General features: G+C 40.0%; 30 protein-coding genes. All 30 read left to right on the plus strand.

Annotated features, from left to right (window positions below; genetic code table 11):
* The first annotated feature begins 2 nt into the window (after positions 1–2).
* The 30 genes from ruvB (at position 3) to rplQ (ending at position 15,620) form a co-directional block, all read left to right on the plus strand.
* Complete coding sequence (gene ruvB, locus HMPREF0848_RS08830; protein WP_008536059.1) at positions 3–1,007, plus strand: Holliday junction branch migration DNA helicase RuvB; 1,005 nt, start codon at positions 3–5, stop codon at positions 1,005–1,007.
* Positions 1,008–1,256: 249 nt separating this feature from the next.
* Positions 1,257–1,565: a 30S ribosomal protein S10 gene (rpsJ, locus tag HMPREF0848_RS08835; RefSeq protein ID WP_002885653.1), complete on the plus strand. Its 309-nt coding sequence runs from the start codon at positions 1,257–1,259 to the stop codon at positions 1,563–1,565.
* 114 nt (positions 1,566–1,679) lie between these two features.
* Positions 1,680–2,306 carry a 50S ribosomal protein L3 gene (gene rplC / locus HMPREF0848_RS08840; RefSeq protein ID WP_002885755.1) on the plus strand — a complete coding sequence of 209 codons (627 nt, stop codon included), beginning with the start codon at positions 1,680–1,682 and terminating at the stop codon, positions 2,304–2,306.
* Positions 2,307–2,330: 24 nt separating this feature from the next.
* Positions 2,331–2,954 (plus strand): 50S ribosomal protein L4, encoded by a 624-nt coding sequence (gene rplD / locus HMPREF0848_RS08845; protein ID WP_002887505.1) that lies wholly within the window; start codon positions 2,331–2,333, stop codon positions 2,952–2,954.
* Complete coding sequence (locus tag HMPREF0848_RS08850) at positions 2,954–3,250, plus strand: 50S ribosomal protein L23 (RefSeq protein WP_002885771.1); 297 nt, start codon at positions 2,954–2,956, stop codon at positions 3,248–3,250. The genes rplD and HMPREF0848_RS08850 overlap by 1 nt, the downstream gene beginning before the upstream one ends.
* Positions 3,251–3,267: 17 nt before the next feature.
* Entirely contained in the window at positions 3,268–4,101 is an 834-nt protein-coding gene (rplB, locus tag HMPREF0848_RS08855; RefSeq protein ID WP_002887506.1) for a 50S ribosomal protein L2, read from the plus strand.
* A 90-nt stretch (positions 4,102–4,191) separates the two neighbouring features.
* A complete protein-coding gene (gene rpsS, locus HMPREF0848_RS08860) occupies positions 4,192–4,470 on the plus strand; it encodes a 30S ribosomal protein S19 (protein WP_000533765.1) in 279 nt (92 codons plus the stop codon).
* A gap of 15 nt (positions 4,471–4,485) precedes the next feature.
* Positions 4,486–4,830, plus strand: coding sequence for a 50S ribosomal protein L22 (rplV, locus tag HMPREF0848_RS08865; RefSeq protein WP_002887063.1), 345 nt, complete (start codon positions 4,486–4,488; stop codon positions 4,828–4,830).
* 12 nt (positions 4,831–4,842) lie between these two features.
* Positions 4,843–5,496 carry a 30S ribosomal protein S3 gene (rpsC, locus tag HMPREF0848_RS08870; RefSeq protein WP_008536066.1) on the plus strand — a complete coding sequence of 218 codons (654 nt, stop codon included), beginning with the start codon at positions 4,843–4,845 and terminating at the stop codon, positions 5,494–5,496.
* 3 nt (positions 5,497–5,499) lie between these two features.
* The gene (gene rplP / locus HMPREF0848_RS08875; protein ID WP_002887508.1) at positions 5,500–5,913 is read left to right on the plus strand and encodes a 50S ribosomal protein L16; all 414 of its coding nucleotides are present in this window, start codon (positions 5,500–5,502) and stop codon (positions 5,911–5,913) included.
* A gap of 9 nt (positions 5,914–5,922) precedes the next feature.
* Positions 5,923–6,129: a 50S ribosomal protein L29 gene (gene rpmC / locus HMPREF0848_RS08880; protein ID WP_002885754.1), complete on the plus strand. Its 207-nt coding sequence runs from the start codon at positions 5,923–5,925 to the stop codon at positions 6,127–6,129.
* 27 nt (positions 6,130–6,156) lie between these two features.
* Positions 6,157–6,417, plus strand: coding sequence for a 30S ribosomal protein S17 (rpsQ, locus tag HMPREF0848_RS08885; RefSeq protein ID WP_002885836.1), 261 nt, complete (start codon positions 6,157–6,159; stop codon positions 6,415–6,417).
* A gap of 24 nt (positions 6,418–6,441) precedes the next feature.
* Positions 6,442–6,810: a 50S ribosomal protein L14 gene (gene rplN / locus HMPREF0848_RS08890; protein ID WP_002885711.1), complete on the plus strand. Its 369-nt coding sequence runs from the start codon at positions 6,442–6,444 to the stop codon at positions 6,808–6,810.
* A gap of 78 nt (positions 6,811–6,888) precedes the next feature.
* On the plus strand, positions 6,889–7,194 hold the full coding sequence (rplX, locus tag HMPREF0848_RS08895) for a 50S ribosomal protein L24 (RefSeq protein ID WP_002885874.1): 306 nt from the start codon (positions 6,889–6,891) through the stop codon (positions 7,192–7,194).
* Between the two features lie 26 nt (positions 7,195–7,220).
* On the plus strand, positions 7,221–7,763 hold the full coding sequence (gene rplE, locus HMPREF0848_RS08900; protein ID WP_002887058.1) for a 50S ribosomal protein L5: 543 nt from the start codon (positions 7,221–7,223) through the stop codon (positions 7,761–7,763).
* Between the two features lie 17 nt (positions 7,764–7,780).
* Positions 7,781–7,966, plus strand: a complete 186-nt coding sequence (locus HMPREF0848_RS08905; protein ID WP_001085699.1) for a type Z 30S ribosomal protein S14 — start codon at positions 7,781–7,783, stop codon at positions 7,964–7,966.
* 123 nt (positions 7,967–8,089) lie between these two features.
* The gene (gene rpsH, locus HMPREF0848_RS08910; protein WP_002887509.1) at positions 8,090–8,488 is read left to right on the plus strand and encodes a 30S ribosomal protein S8; all 399 of its coding nucleotides are present in this window, start codon (positions 8,090–8,092) and stop codon (positions 8,486–8,488) included.
* A gap of 126 nt (positions 8,489–8,614) precedes the next feature.
* Entirely contained in the window at positions 8,615–9,151 is a 537-nt protein-coding gene (rplF, locus tag HMPREF0848_RS08915) for a 50S ribosomal protein L6 (protein ID WP_002887510.1), read from the plus strand.
* Between the two features lie 89 nt (positions 9,152–9,240).
* Positions 9,241–9,597 (plus strand): 50S ribosomal protein L18, encoded by a 357-nt coding sequence (gene rplR / locus HMPREF0848_RS08920; protein ID WP_002885810.1) that lies wholly within the window; start codon positions 9,241–9,243, stop codon positions 9,595–9,597.
* Between the two features lie 18 nt (positions 9,598–9,615).
* Positions 9,616–10,110, plus strand: a complete 495-nt coding sequence (gene rpsE / locus HMPREF0848_RS08925) for a 30S ribosomal protein S5 (RefSeq protein WP_002887512.1) — start codon at positions 9,616–9,618, stop codon at positions 10,108–10,110.
* A 14-nt stretch (positions 10,111–10,124) separates the two neighbouring features.
* Entirely contained in the window at positions 10,125–10,307 is a 183-nt protein-coding gene (rpmD, locus tag HMPREF0848_RS08930; RefSeq protein WP_002885773.1) for a 50S ribosomal protein L30, read from the plus strand.
* Positions 10,308–10,434: 127 nt separating this feature from the next.
* On the plus strand, positions 10,435–10,875 hold the full coding sequence (rplO, locus tag HMPREF0848_RS08935) for a 50S ribosomal protein L15 (protein ID WP_008536070.1): 441 nt from the start codon (positions 10,435–10,437) through the stop codon (positions 10,873–10,875).
* Positions 10,876–10,891: 16 nt separating this feature from the next.
* A complete protein-coding gene (secY, locus tag HMPREF0848_RS08940) occupies positions 10,892–12,187 on the plus strand; it encodes a preprotein translocase subunit SecY (protein WP_002887052.1) in 1,296 nt (431 codons plus the stop codon).
* 131 nt (positions 12,188–12,318) lie between these two features.
* Positions 12,319–12,957, plus strand: a complete 639-nt coding sequence (locus HMPREF0848_RS08945) for an adenylate kinase (protein ID WP_008536073.1) — start codon at positions 12,319–12,321, stop codon at positions 12,955–12,957.
* A 117-nt stretch (positions 12,958–13,074) separates the two neighbouring features.
* Entirely contained in the window at positions 13,075–13,293 is a 219-nt protein-coding gene (gene infA / locus HMPREF0848_RS08950) for a translation initiation factor IF-1 (RefSeq protein WP_001040189.1), read from the plus strand.
* Between the two features lie 25 nt (positions 13,294–13,318).
* On the plus strand, positions 13,319–13,435 hold the full coding sequence (gene rpmJ / locus HMPREF0848_RS10535; RefSeq protein WP_000868345.1) for a 50S ribosomal protein L36: 117 nt from the start codon (positions 13,319–13,321) through the stop codon (positions 13,433–13,435).
* Positions 13,436–13,452: 17 nt separating this feature from the next.
* Positions 13,453–13,818, plus strand: coding sequence for a 30S ribosomal protein S13 (gene rpsM / locus HMPREF0848_RS08955; RefSeq protein ID WP_002887519.1), 366 nt, complete (start codon positions 13,453–13,455; stop codon positions 13,816–13,818).
* A gap of 27 nt (positions 13,819–13,845) precedes the next feature.
* Positions 13,846–14,229, plus strand: a complete 384-nt coding sequence (rpsK, locus tag HMPREF0848_RS08960) for a 30S ribosomal protein S11 (RefSeq protein WP_002887520.1) — start codon at positions 13,846–13,848, stop codon at positions 14,227–14,229.
* A gap of 48 nt (positions 14,230–14,277) precedes the next feature.
* A complete protein-coding gene (locus HMPREF0848_RS08965; protein WP_002887521.1) occupies positions 14,278–15,216 on the plus strand; it encodes a DNA-directed RNA polymerase subunit alpha in 939 nt (312 codons plus the stop codon).
* 17 nt (positions 15,217–15,233) lie between these two features.
* Positions 15,234–15,620, plus strand: a complete 387-nt coding sequence (gene rplQ / locus HMPREF0848_RS08970; RefSeq protein ID WP_002887523.1) for a 50S ribosomal protein L17 — start codon at positions 15,234–15,236, stop codon at positions 15,618–15,620.
* The last annotated feature ends 86 nt before the right edge of the window (positions 15,621–15,706 follow it).

A 15,706-nucleotide genomic window follows, 5' to 3' on the forward strand; every position in this document is an offset into this window, starting at 1 on the left:
CTATGGCAAGAATATTAGATAATGATTTATTAGGAGATGAAGAGTATGTTGAGCGTACTCTTCGTCCTCAATATTTTAAGGAATACATTGGTCAAGACAAGGTTAAAGACCAATTAAAAATATTTATAGAAGCAGCAAAACTTCGTGATGAGGCCTTGGATCACACTCTTTTGTTTGGACCTCCAGGTTTAGGTAAGACAACTATGGCATTTGTCATTGCTAATGAGATGGGTGTTAATTTGAAGCAAACATCTGGACCTGCTATTGAAAAAGCTGGTGATTTGGTTGCTATACTCAATGACCTAGAGCCAGGAGATATCTTATTTATTGATGAGATTCATCGGATGCCAATGGCAGTTGAAGAAGTTCTTTATAGTGCCATGGAAGATTACTATATTGATATCATGATTGGTGCTGGTGAGACAAGTCGTAGTGTCCATCTTGAGTTACCTCCTTTCACCTTGGTCGGTGCAACTACACGAGCAGGTATGTTGTCAAATCCTTTGAGGGCTCGATTTGGGATTAATGGTCATATGGAATATTACGAGTTACCTGATTTGACAGAAATTGTAGAACGAACATCGGAAATTTTTGAAATGACCATAACACCAGAAGCCGCTTTGGAATTAGCTCGTCGTAGTAGAGGGACGCCACGTATTGCCAACCGTCTACTTAAGCGCGTGCGGGATTACGCACAAATTATGGGTAATGGTATCATTGATGATAAGATTGCGGATAAGGCATTGACGATGTTGGATGTGGATCGCGAAGGACTAGACTATGTTGACCAAAAAATTCTCCGAACTATGATTGAAATGTATGGGGGAGGACCCGTTGGCCTAGGTACTTTGTCAGTGAATATTGCTGAAGAGCGAGAGACGGTAGAAGATATGTATGAGCCCTACCTTATCCAGAAAGGTTTTATTATGCGTACACGAACAGGACGTGTCGCAACGGCTAAAGCCTATGAGCACATGGGATATGATTATAAGGAACAGAACAGTTAAGAATGCGACAATCCATCCAATCTAAAGGATGGATTTTTGATTTTGTAAAAAATAAGGAAGAAAAAGGAAAAATTTAAAAAAAACCTTGCAATGAGTGGGTTCTTTTGTTATTATATTATGGTGCTGTAAATACAGCGCTTAGCTATGATACAAGAGGTTGCGACACGCCTGGTTGCACTGCCACGCAATCCGTGTTGGTTTTCTTGAGGAGCTAGCCTATTATCTTAAATAGACGAAAGAGGAGAAAAAATGGCAAACAAAAAAATTCGTATCCGTTTGAAAGCTTACGAACACCGTACGCTTGATACAGCGGCAGAAAAAATCGTAGAAACTGCAACTCGCACAGGTGCGACAGTTGCTGGACCAGTTCCACTTCCAACTGAACGTAGTCTCTACACAATTATTCGTGCGACTCACAAATATAAAGATTCTCGCGAACAATTTGAAATGCGTACACACAAACGTCTTATTGACATCATCAACCCAACTCAAAAAACAGTTGACGCTTTGATGAAACTTGATCTTCCAAGTGGTGTGAACGTAGAAATCAAACTTTAATTTAAGGCTTGATTTGATTGAGCATAAAAAACGCTCGTTAAAAACTTTTTTGAGCATAAAAAACGCTCATAAAAAACTTTTTGAAATACAATAAAGTAAAGGAAATATTTTCTCATGACAAAAGGAATCTTAGGGAAAAAAGTGGGAATGACTCAAATCTTCACTGAAGCAGGTGAATTTATCCCTGTTACTGTCATCGAAGCTACTCCAAACGTTGTGCTTCAAGTTAAAACTGTTGAAACAGACGGTTACGAAGCAGTTCAAGTTGGTTTTGACGACAAACGCGAAGTATTGAGCAACAAACCTGCCAAAGGCCACGTAGCGAAAGCTAACACAGCTCCTAAGCGCTTCATTCGTGAATTCAAAAACATTGAAGGCTTGGAAGTTGGATCAGAAATCACTGTTGACACATTCGAAGCTGGAGATGTTGTTGACGTAACTGGTACTTCAAAAGGTAAAGGTTTCCAAGGTGTTATCAAACGCCACGGTCAATCACGCGGACCTATGGCTCACGGTTCTCGTTACCACCGTCGTCCAGGTTCAATGGGACCTGTTGCGCCTAACCGTGTTTTCAAAAACAAACACTTGGCAGGACGTATGGGTGGCAACCGTGTGACAATTCAAAACCTTGAAGTTGTACAAGTTATCCCAGAGAAAAACGTTATCCTCATCAAAGGTAACGTACCAGGTGCTAAGAAATCTCTTATCACTATCAAATCAGCAGTTAAAGCTGCTAAATAATAAGAAAGGAGAAATCAGTTAAAAATGGCAAACGTAAAACTATTTGACCAAACTGGTAAAGAAGTTAGCTCAGTTGAACTTAATGACGCTATCTTCGGTATCGAACCAAACGAATCAGTAGTATTTGATGTCGTAATCAGCCAACGCGCTAGCCTTCGCCAAGGTACTCATGCGGTAAAAAACCGTTCAGCAGTATCAGGTGGTGGACGTAAACCATGGCGTCAAAAAGGAACTGGACGTGCTCGTCAAGGTTCTATCCGCTCACCACAATGGCGTGGCGGTGGTGTTGTCTTCGGACCAACTCCACGTTCATACGGATACAAACTTCCACAAAAAGTTCGTCGCCTTGCATTGAAATCTGTTTACTCAGCTAAAGTTGCAGAAGATAAATTTGTAGCAGTTGAAGCTCTTTCATTTGCAGCTCCAAAAACTGCTGAATTCGCAAAAGTTCTTTCAGCTCTTAGCATCGATTCAAAAGTACTTGTTATCGTTGAAGAAGGAAACAAATTCGCTGAACTTTCAGCTCGTAACCTTGCAAACGTAACTGTTGCAACTCCTGCAACTGCAAGTGTACTTGACATCGTAAACGCAGATAAACTTCTTGTTACTAAAGAAGCTATCTCATCAATCGAGGAGGTTCTTGCATAATGAATTTGTATGACGTAATCAAAAAACCTGTTATCACTGAGAAATCTATGGTTGCTCTTGAAGCAGGAAAATACACTTTCGAAGTTGATACACGTGCACACAAACTCTTGATCAAACAAGCAGTTGAAGCTGCATTTGAAGGTGTTAAAGTTGCTAGCGTGAACACTGTAACTGTTAAGCCAAAACAAAAACGTGTTGGACGTTACACTGGTTTCACTTCAAAAACTAAAAAAGCTATCATCACTCTTACAGCTGATTCAAAAGCAATCGAGTTGTTTGCAGCTGAAGCTGAATAATCAAAGGAGAAATTAACGTGGGTATTAAAGTTTATAAACCAACGACAAATGGCCGTCGTAACATGACTTCTTTGGATTTCGCAGAAATCACTACAAGCACTCCTGAAAAATCATTGCTTGTTTCTCTTAAGAACAAAGCTGGTCGTAACAACAACGGTCGTATTACTGTACGTCACCAAGGTGGCGGACACAAACGTCACTACCGTTTGATTGACTTCAAACGTAATAAAGATGGCGTTGAAGCAGTTGTTAAAACTGTTGAATATGATCCAAACCGTACTGCAAATATCGCTCTTGTACACTACACTGACGGGGTTAAAGCTTACATCATCGCACCTAAAGGTCTTGAAGTAGGTCAACGTATCGTTTCAGGTCCAGATGCGGATATCAAGATTGGTAACGCTCTTCCACTTGCAAACATCCCAGTTGGTACAGTTATCCACAACATTGAGCTTCAACCAGGTAAAGGTGCTGAACTTATCCGTGCCGCTGGTGCTTCTGCTCAAGTTTTGGGTCAAGAAGGTAAATACGTGCTTGTTCGTCTTCAATCAGGCGAAGTTCGTATGATTCTTGGTACATGTCGTGCAACAATCGGTACTGTCGGTAACGAACAACAATCACTTATCAACCTTGGTAAAGCTGGTCGTAATCGCTGGAAAGGTGTTCGCCCAACAGTTCGTGGTTCTGTAATGAACCCTAACGATCACCCACACGGTGGTGGTGAAGGTAAAGCACCAGTTGGACGTAAAGCGCCATCTACTCCATGGGGTAAACCTGCGCTTGGTCTTAAAACTCGTAACAAGAAAGCTAAATCTGACAAACTTATCGTTCGTCGTCGTAACGAAAAATAATTTAGTCGCTTAGCACATATTATCCGCCAACTCGGTAGCGCTCAGCGCAAGCCGCTGTGGTACATTTAATTTAAAGGAGAAAACTACAAAATGGGACGTAGTCTTAAAAAAGGACCTTTCGTCGATGAGCATTTGATGAAAAAAGTTGAAGCTCAAGCAAATGACGAAAAGAAAAAAGTAATCAAAACTTGGTCACGTCGTTCAACGATTTTCCCAAGTTTCATCGGATACACTATCGCAGTTTATGATGGACGTAAACATGTTCCTGTTTACATCCAAGAAGACATGGTAGGTCACAAACTTGGTGAATTTGCACCAACACGTACTTACAAAGGTCACGCAGCTGACGATAAGAAAACACGTCGTTAATAGGAGGAGGACACAATGGCAGAAATTACTTCAGCTAAAGCAATGGCTCGTACAGTGCGTGTTTCACCTCGTAAAACACGTCTTGTTCTTGATCTTATCCGTGGTAAGAACGTTGCTGATGCAATCGCAATCTTGAAATTCACTCCAAACAAAGCAGCTCGTATCGTTGAGAAAACTCTTAACTCTGCTATCGCTAATGCAGAAAATAACTTTGGTTTGGAAAAAGCTAACTTGGTAGTATCTGAAACATTCGCAAACGAAGGACCAACAATGAAACGTTTCCGTCCACGTGCGAAAGGTTCAGCTTCACCAATCAACAAACGCACAACTCACGTAACAGTAGTTGTGTCAGAAAAATAAGGAGGTAAACTCGTGGGTCAAAAAGTACATCCAATTGGTATGCGTGTCGGGATCATCCGTGACTGGGATGCGAAATGGTATGCTGAAAAAGAATACGCAGATTACCTTCACGAAGATTTGGCAATCCGCAAATTTATTCAAAAAGAACTTGCAGACGCTTCAGTTTCAACTATTGAAATCGAACGTGCTGTAAACAAAGTTATTGTTTCACTTCACACTGCAAAACCAGGTATGGTTATCGGTAAAGGTGGATCAAATGTTGACGCTCTTCGCGTTCAACTTAACAAATTGACTGGAAAACAAGTACACATCAACATTGTTGAAATCAAGAAACCTGATTTGGACGCTCATCTTGTTGGTGAAACTATTGCTCGTCAACTTGAGCAACGTGTTGCTTTCCGTCGTGCACAAAAACAAGCTATCCAACGTACAATGCGTGCTGGAGCTAAAGGAATTAAAACTCAAGTATCTGGTCGTTTGAATGGTGCCGATATTGCCCGTGCAGAAGGATACTCTGAAGGTACAGTTCCACTTCATACACTTCGCGCTGATATCGATTATGCTTGGGAAGAAGCTGACACAACTTACGGTAAACTTGGTGTTAAAGTTTGGATCTACCGTGGAGAAGTTCTTCCAGCTCGTAAAAACACTAAAGGAGGCAAATAACAAATGTTAGTACCTAAACGTGTTAAACACCGTCGTGAATTCCGTGGAAAAATGCGCGGTGAGGCTAAAGGTGGTAAAGAAGTAGCATTCGGTGAATACGGACTTCAAGCTACAACTAGCCACTGGATTACAAACCGTCAAATCGAGGCTGCTCGTATTGCCATGACTCGTTACATGAAGCGTGGTGGTAAGGTTTGGATTAAGATCTTCCCACACAAATCATACACTGCTAAAGCTATCGGTGTACGTATGGGTTCTGGTAAAGGGGCACCTGAAGGTTGGGTAGCACCAGTTAAACGTGGTAAAGTAATGTTCGAAATCGCAGGTGTACCTGAAGAGGTTGCACGTGAAGCACTTCGTCTTGCTAGCCACAAATTGCCAGTTAAAAGTAAATTCGTGAAACGTGAAGCAGAATAAGGAGAAGACATGAAACTTGAAGAAATCAAAAAGTTTGTTGCTGAGCTTCGTGGCTTGTCTCAAGAAGAGCTTGCTAAAAAAGAAAACGAACTTAAGAAAGAACTTTTCGACCTTCGTTTCCAAGCTGCAGCAGGTCAACTTGATCAAACTGCTCGTTTGAACGAAGTGAAGAAACAAATTGCACGTGTTAAAACAGTGCAATCTGAAATCAAATAATAGATTGGGAAAGGAGCAATTCTAATAATGGAACGTAATCAACGTAAAACCCTTGTTGGACGCGTAGTATCTGACAAGATGGATAAAACAATCACAGTTGTAGTTGAAACGAAACGTAACCACCCAGTCTATGGTAAACGTATCAACTATTCTAAAAAATACAAAGCACATGATGAAAACAACGTTGCTAAAGAAGGCGATATCGTTCGTATCATGGAAACTCGCCCACTTTCAGCTACAAAACGCTTCCGTCTTGTAGAAGTTGTGGAAGAAGCTGTTATTATCTAATAAAACTAAAAGGAGACAATTGAAATGATTCAACAAGAAAGTCGCTTGAAAGTTGCTGATAATAGCGGTGCTCGTGAAATCTTGACTATCAAAGTTCTTGGTGGTTCAGGACGTAAATTCGCTAACATCGGCGACGTAATCGTTGCAACTGTAAAACAAGCTACACCAGGTGGAGCTGTTAAAAAAGGTGATGTTGTTAAAGCTGTAATCGTTCGTACTAAAACTGGTGCTCGTCGTCCAGACGGTTCATACATCAAGTTTGATGACAATGCTGCAGTAATCATCCGCGATGACAAAACTCCTCGTGGAACTCGTATCTTTGGCCCTGTTGCACGTGAATTGCGTGAAGGTGGATACATGCGTATCGTATCTTTGGCGCCAGAAGTACTTTAATCTAACGAAACACAAACTTAGTCCCCTGGCTCAGCTAGGGTGCCCATAGGGCGTAAGAAATAATAGGAGAAATACTCAATGTTTGTAAAAAAAGGCGATAAAGTTCGCGTTATTGCTGGTAAAGACAAAGGAACTGAAGCAGTAGTTCTTAAGGCTCTTCCAAAAGTAAATAAAGTTGTTGTTGAAGGTGTTGCAATCATCAAAAAACACCAAAAACCATCAGCTGAAAACCCTCAAGGTGCTATCGTGGAAAAAGAAGCACCAATCCACGCTTCAAACGTTCAAGTTCTTGACAAGAACGGTGTTGCTGGACGTGTAGGTTACAAAGTTGTTGACGGCAAAAAAGTTCGTTACAACAAAAAATCAGGCGAAGTGCTTGACTAATCACGAAGGAAAGGAGAAAGTATTAAATGGCTAACCGTCTTAAAGAAAAATACACTAACGAAGTAATTCCTGCTTTGACTGAAAAATTTAACTATTCTTCAGTTATGGCTGTGCCAAAAGTTGATAAAATCGTTATCAACATGGGTGTTGGTGAAGCTGTAAACAACGCTAAAACTCTTGAAAAAGCTGCTGCTGAGTTGGCACTTATTTCAGGTCAAAAACCATTGATTACTAAAGCTAAGAAATCAATCGCTGGCTTCCGTCTTCGTGAAGGTGTAGCGATCGGTGCTAAAGTTACCCTTCGTGGTGAACGCATGTACGAATTCTTGGATAAATTGGTATCAGTTTCACTTCCACGTGTTCGTGACTTCCATGGTGTTCCAACTAAATCATTTGATGGACGTGGTAACTACACACTTGGTGTTAAAGAACAACTTATCTTCCCAGAAATCAACTTCGACGATGTTGATAAAGTGCGTGGTATGGATATCGTTATCGTAACTACTGCTAACACTGACGAAGAAGGTCGTGAATTGCTTAAAGGCCTTGGAATGCCTTTTGCAAAATAATCTAGGAGGTAAATAAATTGGCTAAAAAATCAATGATTGCTAAGAACAAACGCCCTGCGAAGTTCTCTACGCAAGCTTACACTCGTTGCGAACGTTGTGGACGTCCACACTCAGTTTATCGCAAATTTAAACTTTGCCGTGTTTGCTTCCGTGAATTGGCTTACAAAGGTCAAATTCCAGGTGTTACCAAAGCTTCTTGGTAAAATGATGATGCATTCGAATTAGATTATCTTCTTTGAATGTATTAAAAATATTATTTGAGCCCAGCTCAATCATTAACTAGCAAGTGAACAATTCAAACTACTAGTAAGAGGAGAAAATATAAAATGGTTATGACTGACCCAATTGCAGATTTCTTGACACGTATTCGTAACGCTAACCAAGCTAAACACGAAGTACTTGAAGTACCTGCATCAAACATCAAAAAAGGTATTGCTGATATCCTTAAACGTGAAGGTTTTGTAAAAAACGTTGAAGTTATTGAAGATGATAAACAAGGTATCATCCGTGTGTTCTTGAAATATGGACAAAACGGTGAACGTGTTATCACTAACTTGAAACGTATTTCTAAACCAGGTCTTCGTGTTTACTCTAAACGTGAAGATGTTCCTAAAGTTCTTAACGGACTTGGAATTGCGATTATCTCTACATCAGAAGGTCTTTTGACTGATAAAGAAGCTCGTCAAAAGAACGTTGGTGGAGAAGTTATCGCTTACGTTTGGTAAGAAGCTGATACTAAGCACTTATATCAAATGATTTGTGCGAGTTTCGTTGATTAAATTCGATGAAACTCATCCCCGTGAAAACTAGTCACTTTGTGGCTTGATAATCTAACAGGAGAATTAAATACTATGTCACGTATTGGTAATAAAGTTATTACTTTGCCTGCTGGTGTTGAAGTAACAAACAACAATAATGTTGTTACTGTTAAAGGACCTAAAGGCGAACTCACTCGTGAGTTTAATAAAAACATTGAAATCAAAGTTGAAGGCAACGAAGTTACACTTCACCGTCCAAACGACTCAAAAGAAAACAAAACAATCCACGGTACTTCACGTGCCAACTTGAACAACATGGTTGTTGGTGTTTCTGAAGGTTTCAAAAAAGAACTTGAAATGCGCGGTGTCGGATACCGTGCCCAACTCCAAGGTTCAAAACTTGTTCTTTCAGTTGGTAAATCTCACCAAGACGAAGTTGAAGCTCCAGAAGGTATTACTTTTGAAGTACCATCTGCAACTTCAATCGTCGTTAACGGTATTAACAAAGAAGTTGTTGGTCAAACAGCAGCTTACATCCGTGGCCTTCGTTCACCAGAACCTTACAAAGGTAAAGGTATCCGTTACGTTGGTGAATACGTACGTCGTAAAGAAGGTAAAACTGGTAAATAATAGGATATTATCCTTGTGGCAGTTCTTTCAGGATTGTCTATTTACCAAAAGCTCTCATGAGCAAGCATTATAAATAAGAGGTGAAAATTGTGATTTCGAAACCAGATAAAAACAAACTCCGCCAAAAACGCCATCGTCGCGTTCGCGGAAAACTCTCTGGAACTGCTGATCGCCCACGTTTGAACATTTTCCGTTCTAATACAGGCATCTACGCTCAAGTTATTGATGACGTAGCGGGTGTAACGCTCGCAAGTGCATCAACTCTTGATAAAGAAGTTTCTAAAGGAACTAAAACAGAACAAGCCGTTGTTGTCGGTAAACTTGTTGCTGAACGCGCAGTAGCTAAAGGTATTTCTGAAGTGGTGTTTGACCGCGGTGGATATCTCTATCACGGACGTGTTAAAGCTTTGGCTGACTCAGCTCGTGAAAACGGATTGAAATTCTAATAGGGAGGACACTTAATAATGGCATTTAAAGATAATGCAGTAGAACTTGAAGAGCGCGTAGTTGCTATCAACCGTGTTACTAAAGTTGTAAAAGGTGGACGCAACATGCGTTTTGCTGCTCTTGTTGTTGTTGGTGACCGTAATGGTCGCGTAGGATTTGGTACTGGTAAATCTCAAGAGGTTCCAGAAGCTATCCGTAAAGCAGTTGAAGCAGCTAAGAAAAACCTTATCGAAGTTCCTATGGTTGGTACAACTATTCCTCACGAAGTTCGTTCAGAATTTGGTGGAGCGAAAGTATTGTTGAAACCAGCTGTTGAAGGGGCTGGGGTTGCCGCTGGTGGTGCAGTTCGTGCCGTCATCGAATTGGCTGGTGTTGCTGATGTAACATCTAAATCTCTTGGTTCAAACACTCCAATCAACATCGTTCGTGCGACTGTTGAAGGATTGAAACAACTTAAACGTGCTGAAGACGTTGCTGCTCTCCGTGGCATCTCAGTATCTGACTTGGCATAAGAAAGGAGATTATAATGGCTCAAATTAAAATTACTTTGACTAAGTCTCCAATCGGACGCAAACCAGAACAACGTAAAACAGTTGTTGCTCTTGGACTTGGTAAATTGAATAGCTCAGTTGTTAAAGAAGACAACGCTGCTATCCGTGGTATGGTCAACGCAGTTTCTCACTTGGTAACTGTTGAAGACGTTAAATAAAAAATGATTTAAGTCGTAAGGGTTGCCTTGCGACTTAAACTGAATTTCATGTATAGGCGAGTTTTTAATCAAGCTACCTTACTTGGTTAGAGGCGCTAGCATTTTACAAAAAGAGGAGAAAATAATAATGAAACTTCATGAATTGAAACCTGCTGAAGGTTCTCGTAAAGTCCGTAACCGTGTAGGTCGTGGTACTTCATCTGGTAACGGTAAAACTTCAGGCCGTGGTCAAAAAGGTCAAAAAGCTCGTAACGGTGGTGGCGTACGTCCAGGATTTGAAGGTGGACAAACTCCATTGTTCCGTCGTCTTCCAAAACGTGGATTCACTAACATCAACGCTAAAGAATACGCACTTGTAAACCTTGATCAATTGAACGTTTTTGAAGATGGTACAGAAGTAACTCCAGCAGTTCTTAAAGAAGCTGGAATCGTTCGTGCTGAAAAATCAGGCGTTAAAGTTCTTGGTAACGGCGAATTGACTAAGAAATTGACTGTTAAAGCAGCTAAATTCTCAAAATCTGCTGAAGCAGCTATCACTGCTAAAGGTGGTTCAATCGAAGTCATCTAATGAGGGGTAACTCATTATGTTCTTTAAACTATTAAAAGATGCGTTGAAAGTCAAAAACGTTCGTAATAAGATTTTATTTACAATCTTCATTATTTTCGTTTTTCGTGTCGGGACTCATGTAACGGTTCCTGGTATCAACGCTGAAGGTTTGAAACAATTAAGTGATTTACCTTTCTTGAATATGCTTAACTTGGTGTCTGGTAATGCTATGAATAGCTTCTCTATCTTTTCGATGGGGGTTAGTCCGTACATTACAGCATCAATCATTGTCCAACTTTTGCAGATGGATATCTATCCAAAATTTGTGGAGTGGGGCAAACAGGGTGAAGTTGGTCGTCGTAAATTAAATCAGGCGACTCGTTATATTACTCTTGTTTTAGCATTTGTTCAATCGATTGGTATTACAGCTAGTTTCAATACACTCTCATCAATTTCATTGGTTAAGACACCTAATGTTTCAACCTATTTATTGATTGGGACAATTTTAACTGCTGGTAGCATAATTGTGACATGGCTTGGTGAACAAATTACTGATAAGGGCTTTGGTAATGGTGTGTCGATGATTATCTTTTCTGGTATCATTGCTTCCATTCCAAAGATGTTCTCAACAATTTATGAGGATTTCTTTGTCAATGTTCGTTCAGGAGAATTGACACGTTCATATATCATCGTCGCATTGTTGATTGTGGTAGGTTTGGCGATTGTCTTCTTTACGACATTTGTACAACAAGCAGAATATCAAATTCCAATTCAATATACGAAATTGGTTCAAGGGGCTCCAACGAGTTCATACTTACCTTTGAAAGTCAATCCAGCTGGTGTTATTCCCGTTATCTTTGCTAGCTCGATTACGACAATTCCTAGTACGTTTCTTCCATTCTTCTCTAAGGTTACGTGGTTATCACATTTACAAGGACTACTCTCGTATAATACACCTAGTGGAATGATTACCTATGCGATATTGATTATCTTGTTCTCATTCTTCTACACATTTGTCCAAGTTAATCCTGAAAAAACTGCTGAAAATCTTCAAAAGAATGGGTCTTACATTCCTAGCGTTCGTCCAGGTCGTGAGACTGAAAAGTACATGTCTTCATTACTTAAGAGATTGGCAACAATCGGGGCTGTATTTCTCGCATTTATTTCATTGGCTCCAATTGCGGCTCAACAGTTTATGCACCTCACAAGTTCAATTGCACTTGGTGGTACATCACTCTTGATCTTGATTTCAACTGGTATTGAAGGTATGAAACAACTTGAAGGTTACCTTTTGAAACGTCAATATGTTGGATTTATGAATCTCGAAGACTAAGTCTTCTCATGAACAATCGAGAGGGAAAGAAAGATTGCTTTCTGCCCCTTCTCTTTTGTTTTTTGATAACTCTACCAAGTCTATTAAATCTTGATAGAGTTATTTGAAAACAAAAATAAGGAGTTCGTAAGATGAATCTTTTAATTATGGGTCTACCAGGCGCTGGTAAAGGGACACAAGCTGCAAAAATCGTTGAAGAATTTGGTGTGGCTCATATCTCAACTGGTGATATGTTCCGTGCTGCTATGGCTAACCAAACAGAAATGGGAACTTTGGCAAAATCATTCATCGATAAAGGTGAATTGGTTCCAGATGAAGTGACAAACGGGATTGTAAAAGAACGTTTGGCTCAAGACGACATTAAGGAAAAAGGATTCCTTTTGGATGGTTTTCCTCGCACGATCGAACAAGCTCATGCCTTGGATCAAATCTTGGTTGATCTTGGTTTGGAGCTTGATGGAGTAATCAATATCGAAGTGGATCCATCTTGCCTTCTTGAACGCTTGAGTGGTCGTATTATTCACCGTAAAACAGGTGAAACTTACCATAAAGTATTCAACCCACCAGCTGACTACAAGGAAGAAGACTATTACCAACGTGAAGATGACAAACCTGAAACGGTAAAACGTCGTCTTGATGTTAACATTGCTCAAGGTGAGCCAATCATTGCACACTATCGTGAGCTTGGCCTTGTATCAGATATTCAAGGTAATCAAGATATTGAAGATGTATTCGCTGATGTTAAAAAAGCGATTGCAGCAATTAAATAATTATTTAATCTTACTTGCGTATCAGACTCAAGCATGATATAATACTTTAGTCTGACTTATAATTGTTACCTCTGTGCTCAGAGGAAATCAAATCGAAATTTTAGGGGGTACTTTTGCGTGGCAAAAGAAGACGTGATTGAAATTGAAGGTAAAGTTGTAGAAACTATGCCTAATGCTATGTTTACTGTTGAATTGGAAAATGGACACCAAATTTTGGCGACAGTTTCTGGTAAAATCCGTAAAAACTACATTCGTATTTTGGTCGGTGACCGTGTGACTGTTGAAATGAGTCCTTATGATTTGACACGTGGACGCATCACATACCGCTTTAAATAATCGAAATAATTGGAGGGATTAAAACATGAAGGTAAGACCATCGGTTAAACCAATTTGCGAATACTGTAAAGTTATTCGTCGTAACGGTCGTGTTATGGTAATTTGTCCAACAAATCCAAAACACAAACAACGTCAAGGATAATATAGAAAGGAGAAATCATGGCTCGTATTGCTGGAGTTGACATTCCAAATGATAAACGTGTAGTAATTTCACTTACTTACGTATACGGTATCGGACTTACAACATCTAAGAAAATCTTGGCTGCTGCAGGTGTTTCTGAAGACATCCGCGTTAAAGATTTGACAAATGATCAAGAAGACGCTATCCGTCGTGAAGTGGATGCAATTAAAGTTGAAGGTGACCTTCGTCGTGAAGTAAACCTTAACATCAAGCGTTTGATGGAAATCGGTTCATACCGTGGTATCCGTCACCGTCGTGGACTTCCTGTCCGTGGACAAAACACTAAAAACAATGCCCGCACTCGTAAAGGTAAAGCTGTTGCGATTGCAGGTAAGAAAAAATAATTTAAAATAAAATAGGAGGTAAAAACATTGGCTAAACCAACACGTAAACGTCGTGTGAAAAAGAATATCGAATCTGGTATTGCTCACATTCACGCTACTTTCAATAACACTATTGTTATGATTACAGATGTGCATGGTAATGCTGTAGCTTGGTCATCAGCTGGTGCTCTTGGTTTCAAAGGTTCTCGTAAATCTACACCATTTGCTGCCCAAATGGCTTCAGAAGCTGCTGCTAAATCTGCACAAGAACATGGTCTTAAGACAGTCGAAGTAACTGTTAAAGGTCCTGGTTCAGGTCGTGAGTCTGCTATCCGTGCTCTTGCTGCTGCTGGTCTTGAAGTAACTGCAATCCGTGATGTAACTCCTGTACCACATAATGGTGCTCGTCCTCCAAAACGTCGTCGTGTGTAATCTTTAATAACAATAGTACACAAGGTTCGTTTCGAGGGAGTATAATAAATGATTGAGTTTGAAAAACCAATAATAACAAAAATTGATGAAAATAAAGATTACGGCAAATTTGTCATCGAACCACTAGAACGTGGTTATGGTACAACTTTGGGTAACTCTCTTCGTCGTGTACTTTTGTCATCACTTCCAGGTGCTGCCGTAACATCAATTAAGATTGATGGAGTACTTCACGAATTTGATACCGTACCAGGCGTCCGTGAAGACGTGATGCAAATCATCCTTAATGTTAAGGGTCTTGCTGTAAAATCTTACGTCGAAGACGAAAAAACAATTGAACTAGATGTTCAAGGTCCAGCTGAAGTAACTGCTGGGGATATCTTGACTGATAGTGATATTGAAATTGTTAACCCTGATCATTATCTTTTTACTATCGCTGATGGGGCTTCATTGAAAGCAACCATGACAGTAGCTACAAACCGTGGTTATGTTCCAGCAGATGAAAACAAGAAAGATGATGCTCCAGTGGGAACATTGGCTGTAGATTCAATCTACACACCAGTGAAGAAAGTCAATTATCAAGTTGAACCTGCTCGTGTAGGTAGTAACGATGGTTTTGATAAATTGACAATCGAAATCATGACAAACGGAACAATCATTCCTGAAGATGCCCTCGGTCTTTCAGCTCGCGTTTTGATTGAACACTTAAACTTGTTTACTGACCTTACTGATGTGGCTAAAGCTACAGATGTAATGAAGGAAACTGAGAAAGTGAACGATGAAAAAGTGCTTGACCGTACCATCGAAGAACTTGATTTGTCTGTCCGCTCATATAACTGTTTGAAACGTGCCGGTATTAATACCGTTCATGATTTGACAGAAAAAACTGAGCCTGAAATGATGAAAGTCCGTAACCTTGGTCGTAAATCTCTTGAAGAAGTTAAAGTAAAATTAGCTGATCTTGGACTTGGACTTAAAAACGATAAATAATAATATAGGAGGATAACATGGCTTACCGTAAACTTGGACGCACAAGCTCACAGCGTAAAGCGGTTCTTCGTGATTTGACTACAGATCTTATCATTAACGAAGCAATCGTTACAACTGAAGCACGTGCTAAAGAAATCCGTAAAACAGTTGAAAAAATGATTACTCTTGGTAAACGTGGTGATTTGCACGCACGTCGTCAAGCAGCTGCATTTGTCCGTAACGAAATTGCATCTGAAAGCTATGATGAAGCAACTGACAAATATACTTCAGTAACTGCTCTTCAAAAACTTTTCTCAGAAATTGCACCTCGTTATGCTGAACGTAACGGTGGATACACTCGTATCCTTAAAACAGAACCACGTCGTGGCGATGCTGCCCCAATGGCAATCATCGAACTTGTTTAATTTTTATCAATTTTGTTGAGTGTTATGATGATGGAATAGCTTTGCTTTTCTTAGTCTAGCTCTGGTCTACCGCTGGGCATTCGCCT

Source organism: Streptococcus sp. C150 (genome assembly GCF_000187445.1).
Taxonomy (GTDB): Bacteria; Bacillota; Bacilli; order Lactobacillales; family Streptococcaceae; genus Streptococcus; species Streptococcus raffinosi.

Excerpts from the sequence above, each read along its gene's own strand:
- HMPREF0848_RS08965 (WP_002887521.1), top strand. The coding sequence starts at position 14,278 with ATGATTGAGTTTGAAAAACCAATAATAACAAAAATTGATGAAAATAAA.
- rplX (WP_002885874.1), top strand. The coding sequence starts at position 6,889 with ATGTTTGTAAAAAAAGGCGATAAAGTTCGCGTTATTGCTGGTAAAGAC.
- rplQ (WP_002887523.1), top strand. The coding sequence starts at position 15,234 with ATGGCTTACCGTAAACTTGGACGCACAAGCTCACAGCGTAAAGCGGTT.
- rplV (WP_002887063.1), top strand. The coding sequence starts at position 4,486 with ATGGCAGAAATTACTTCAGCTAAAGCAATGGCTCGTACAGTGCGTGTT.
- rpmJ (WP_000868345.1), top strand. The coding sequence starts at position 13,319 with ATGAAGGTAAGACCATCGGTTAAACCAATTTGCGAATACTGTAAAGTT.
- rpsH (WP_002887509.1), top strand. The coding sequence starts at position 8,090 with ATGGTTATGACTGACCCAATTGCAGATTTCTTGACACGTATTCGTAAC.
- rpsQ (WP_002885836.1), top strand. The coding sequence starts at position 6,157 with ATGGAACGTAATCAACGTAAAACCCTTGTTGGACGCGTAGTATCTGAC.
- HMPREF0848_RS08850 (WP_002885771.1), top strand. The coding sequence starts at position 2,954 with ATGAATTTGTATGACGTAATCAAAAAACCTGTTATCACTGAGAAATCT.
- rplO (WP_008536070.1), top strand. The coding sequence starts at position 10,435 with ATGAAACTTCATGAATTGAAACCTGCTGAAGGTTCTCGTAAAGTCCGT.
- rpsS (WP_000533765.1), top strand. The coding sequence starts at position 4,192 with ATGGGACGTAGTCTTAAAAAAGGACCTTTCGTCGATGAGCATTTGATG.
- rplN (WP_002885711.1), top strand. The coding sequence starts at position 6,442 with ATGATTCAACAAGAAAGTCGCTTGAAAGTTGCTGATAATAGCGGTGCT.
- rpmD (WP_002885773.1), top strand. The coding sequence starts at position 10,125 with ATGGCTCAAATTAAAATTACTTTGACTAAGTCTCCAATCGGACGCAAA.
- ruvB (WP_008536059.1), top strand. The coding sequence starts at position 3 with ATGGCAAGAATATTAGATAATGATTTATTAGGAGATGAAGAGTATGTT.
- rplE (WP_002887058.1), top strand. The coding sequence starts at position 7,221 with ATGGCTAACCGTCTTAAAGAAAAATACACTAACGAAGTAATTCCTGCT.
- rplP (WP_002887508.1), top strand. The coding sequence starts at position 5,500 with ATGTTAGTACCTAAACGTGTTAAACACCGTCGTGAATTCCGTGGAAAA.
- rpsM (WP_002887519.1), top strand. The coding sequence starts at position 13,453 with ATGGCTCGTATTGCTGGAGTTGACATTCCAAATGATAAACGTGTAGTA.
- HMPREF0848_RS08945 (WP_008536073.1), top strand. The coding sequence starts at position 12,319 with ATGAATCTTTTAATTATGGGTCTACCAGGCGCTGGTAAAGGGACACAA.
- rpsE (WP_002887512.1), top strand. The coding sequence starts at position 9,616 with ATGGCATTTAAAGATAATGCAGTAGAACTTGAAGAGCGCGTAGTTGCT.
- rpsJ (WP_002885653.1), top strand. The coding sequence starts at position 1,257 with ATGGCAAACAAAAAAATTCGTATCCGTTTGAAAGCTTACGAACACCGT.
- secY (WP_002887052.1), top strand. The coding sequence starts at position 10,892 with ATGTTCTTTAAACTATTAAAAGATGCGTTGAAAGTCAAAAACGTTCGT.
- rpmC (WP_002885754.1), top strand. The coding sequence starts at position 5,923 with ATGAAACTTGAAGAAATCAAAAAGTTTGTTGCTGAGCTTCGTGGCTTG.
- rplD (WP_002887505.1), top strand. The coding sequence starts at position 2,331 with ATGGCAAACGTAAAACTATTTGACCAAACTGGTAAAGAAGTTAGCTCA.
- rplC (WP_002885755.1), top strand. The coding sequence starts at position 1,680 with ATGACAAAAGGAATCTTAGGGAAAAAAGTGGGAATGACTCAAATCTTC.
- rplF (WP_002887510.1), top strand. The coding sequence starts at position 8,615 with ATGTCACGTATTGGTAATAAAGTTATTACTTTGCCTGCTGGTGTTGAA.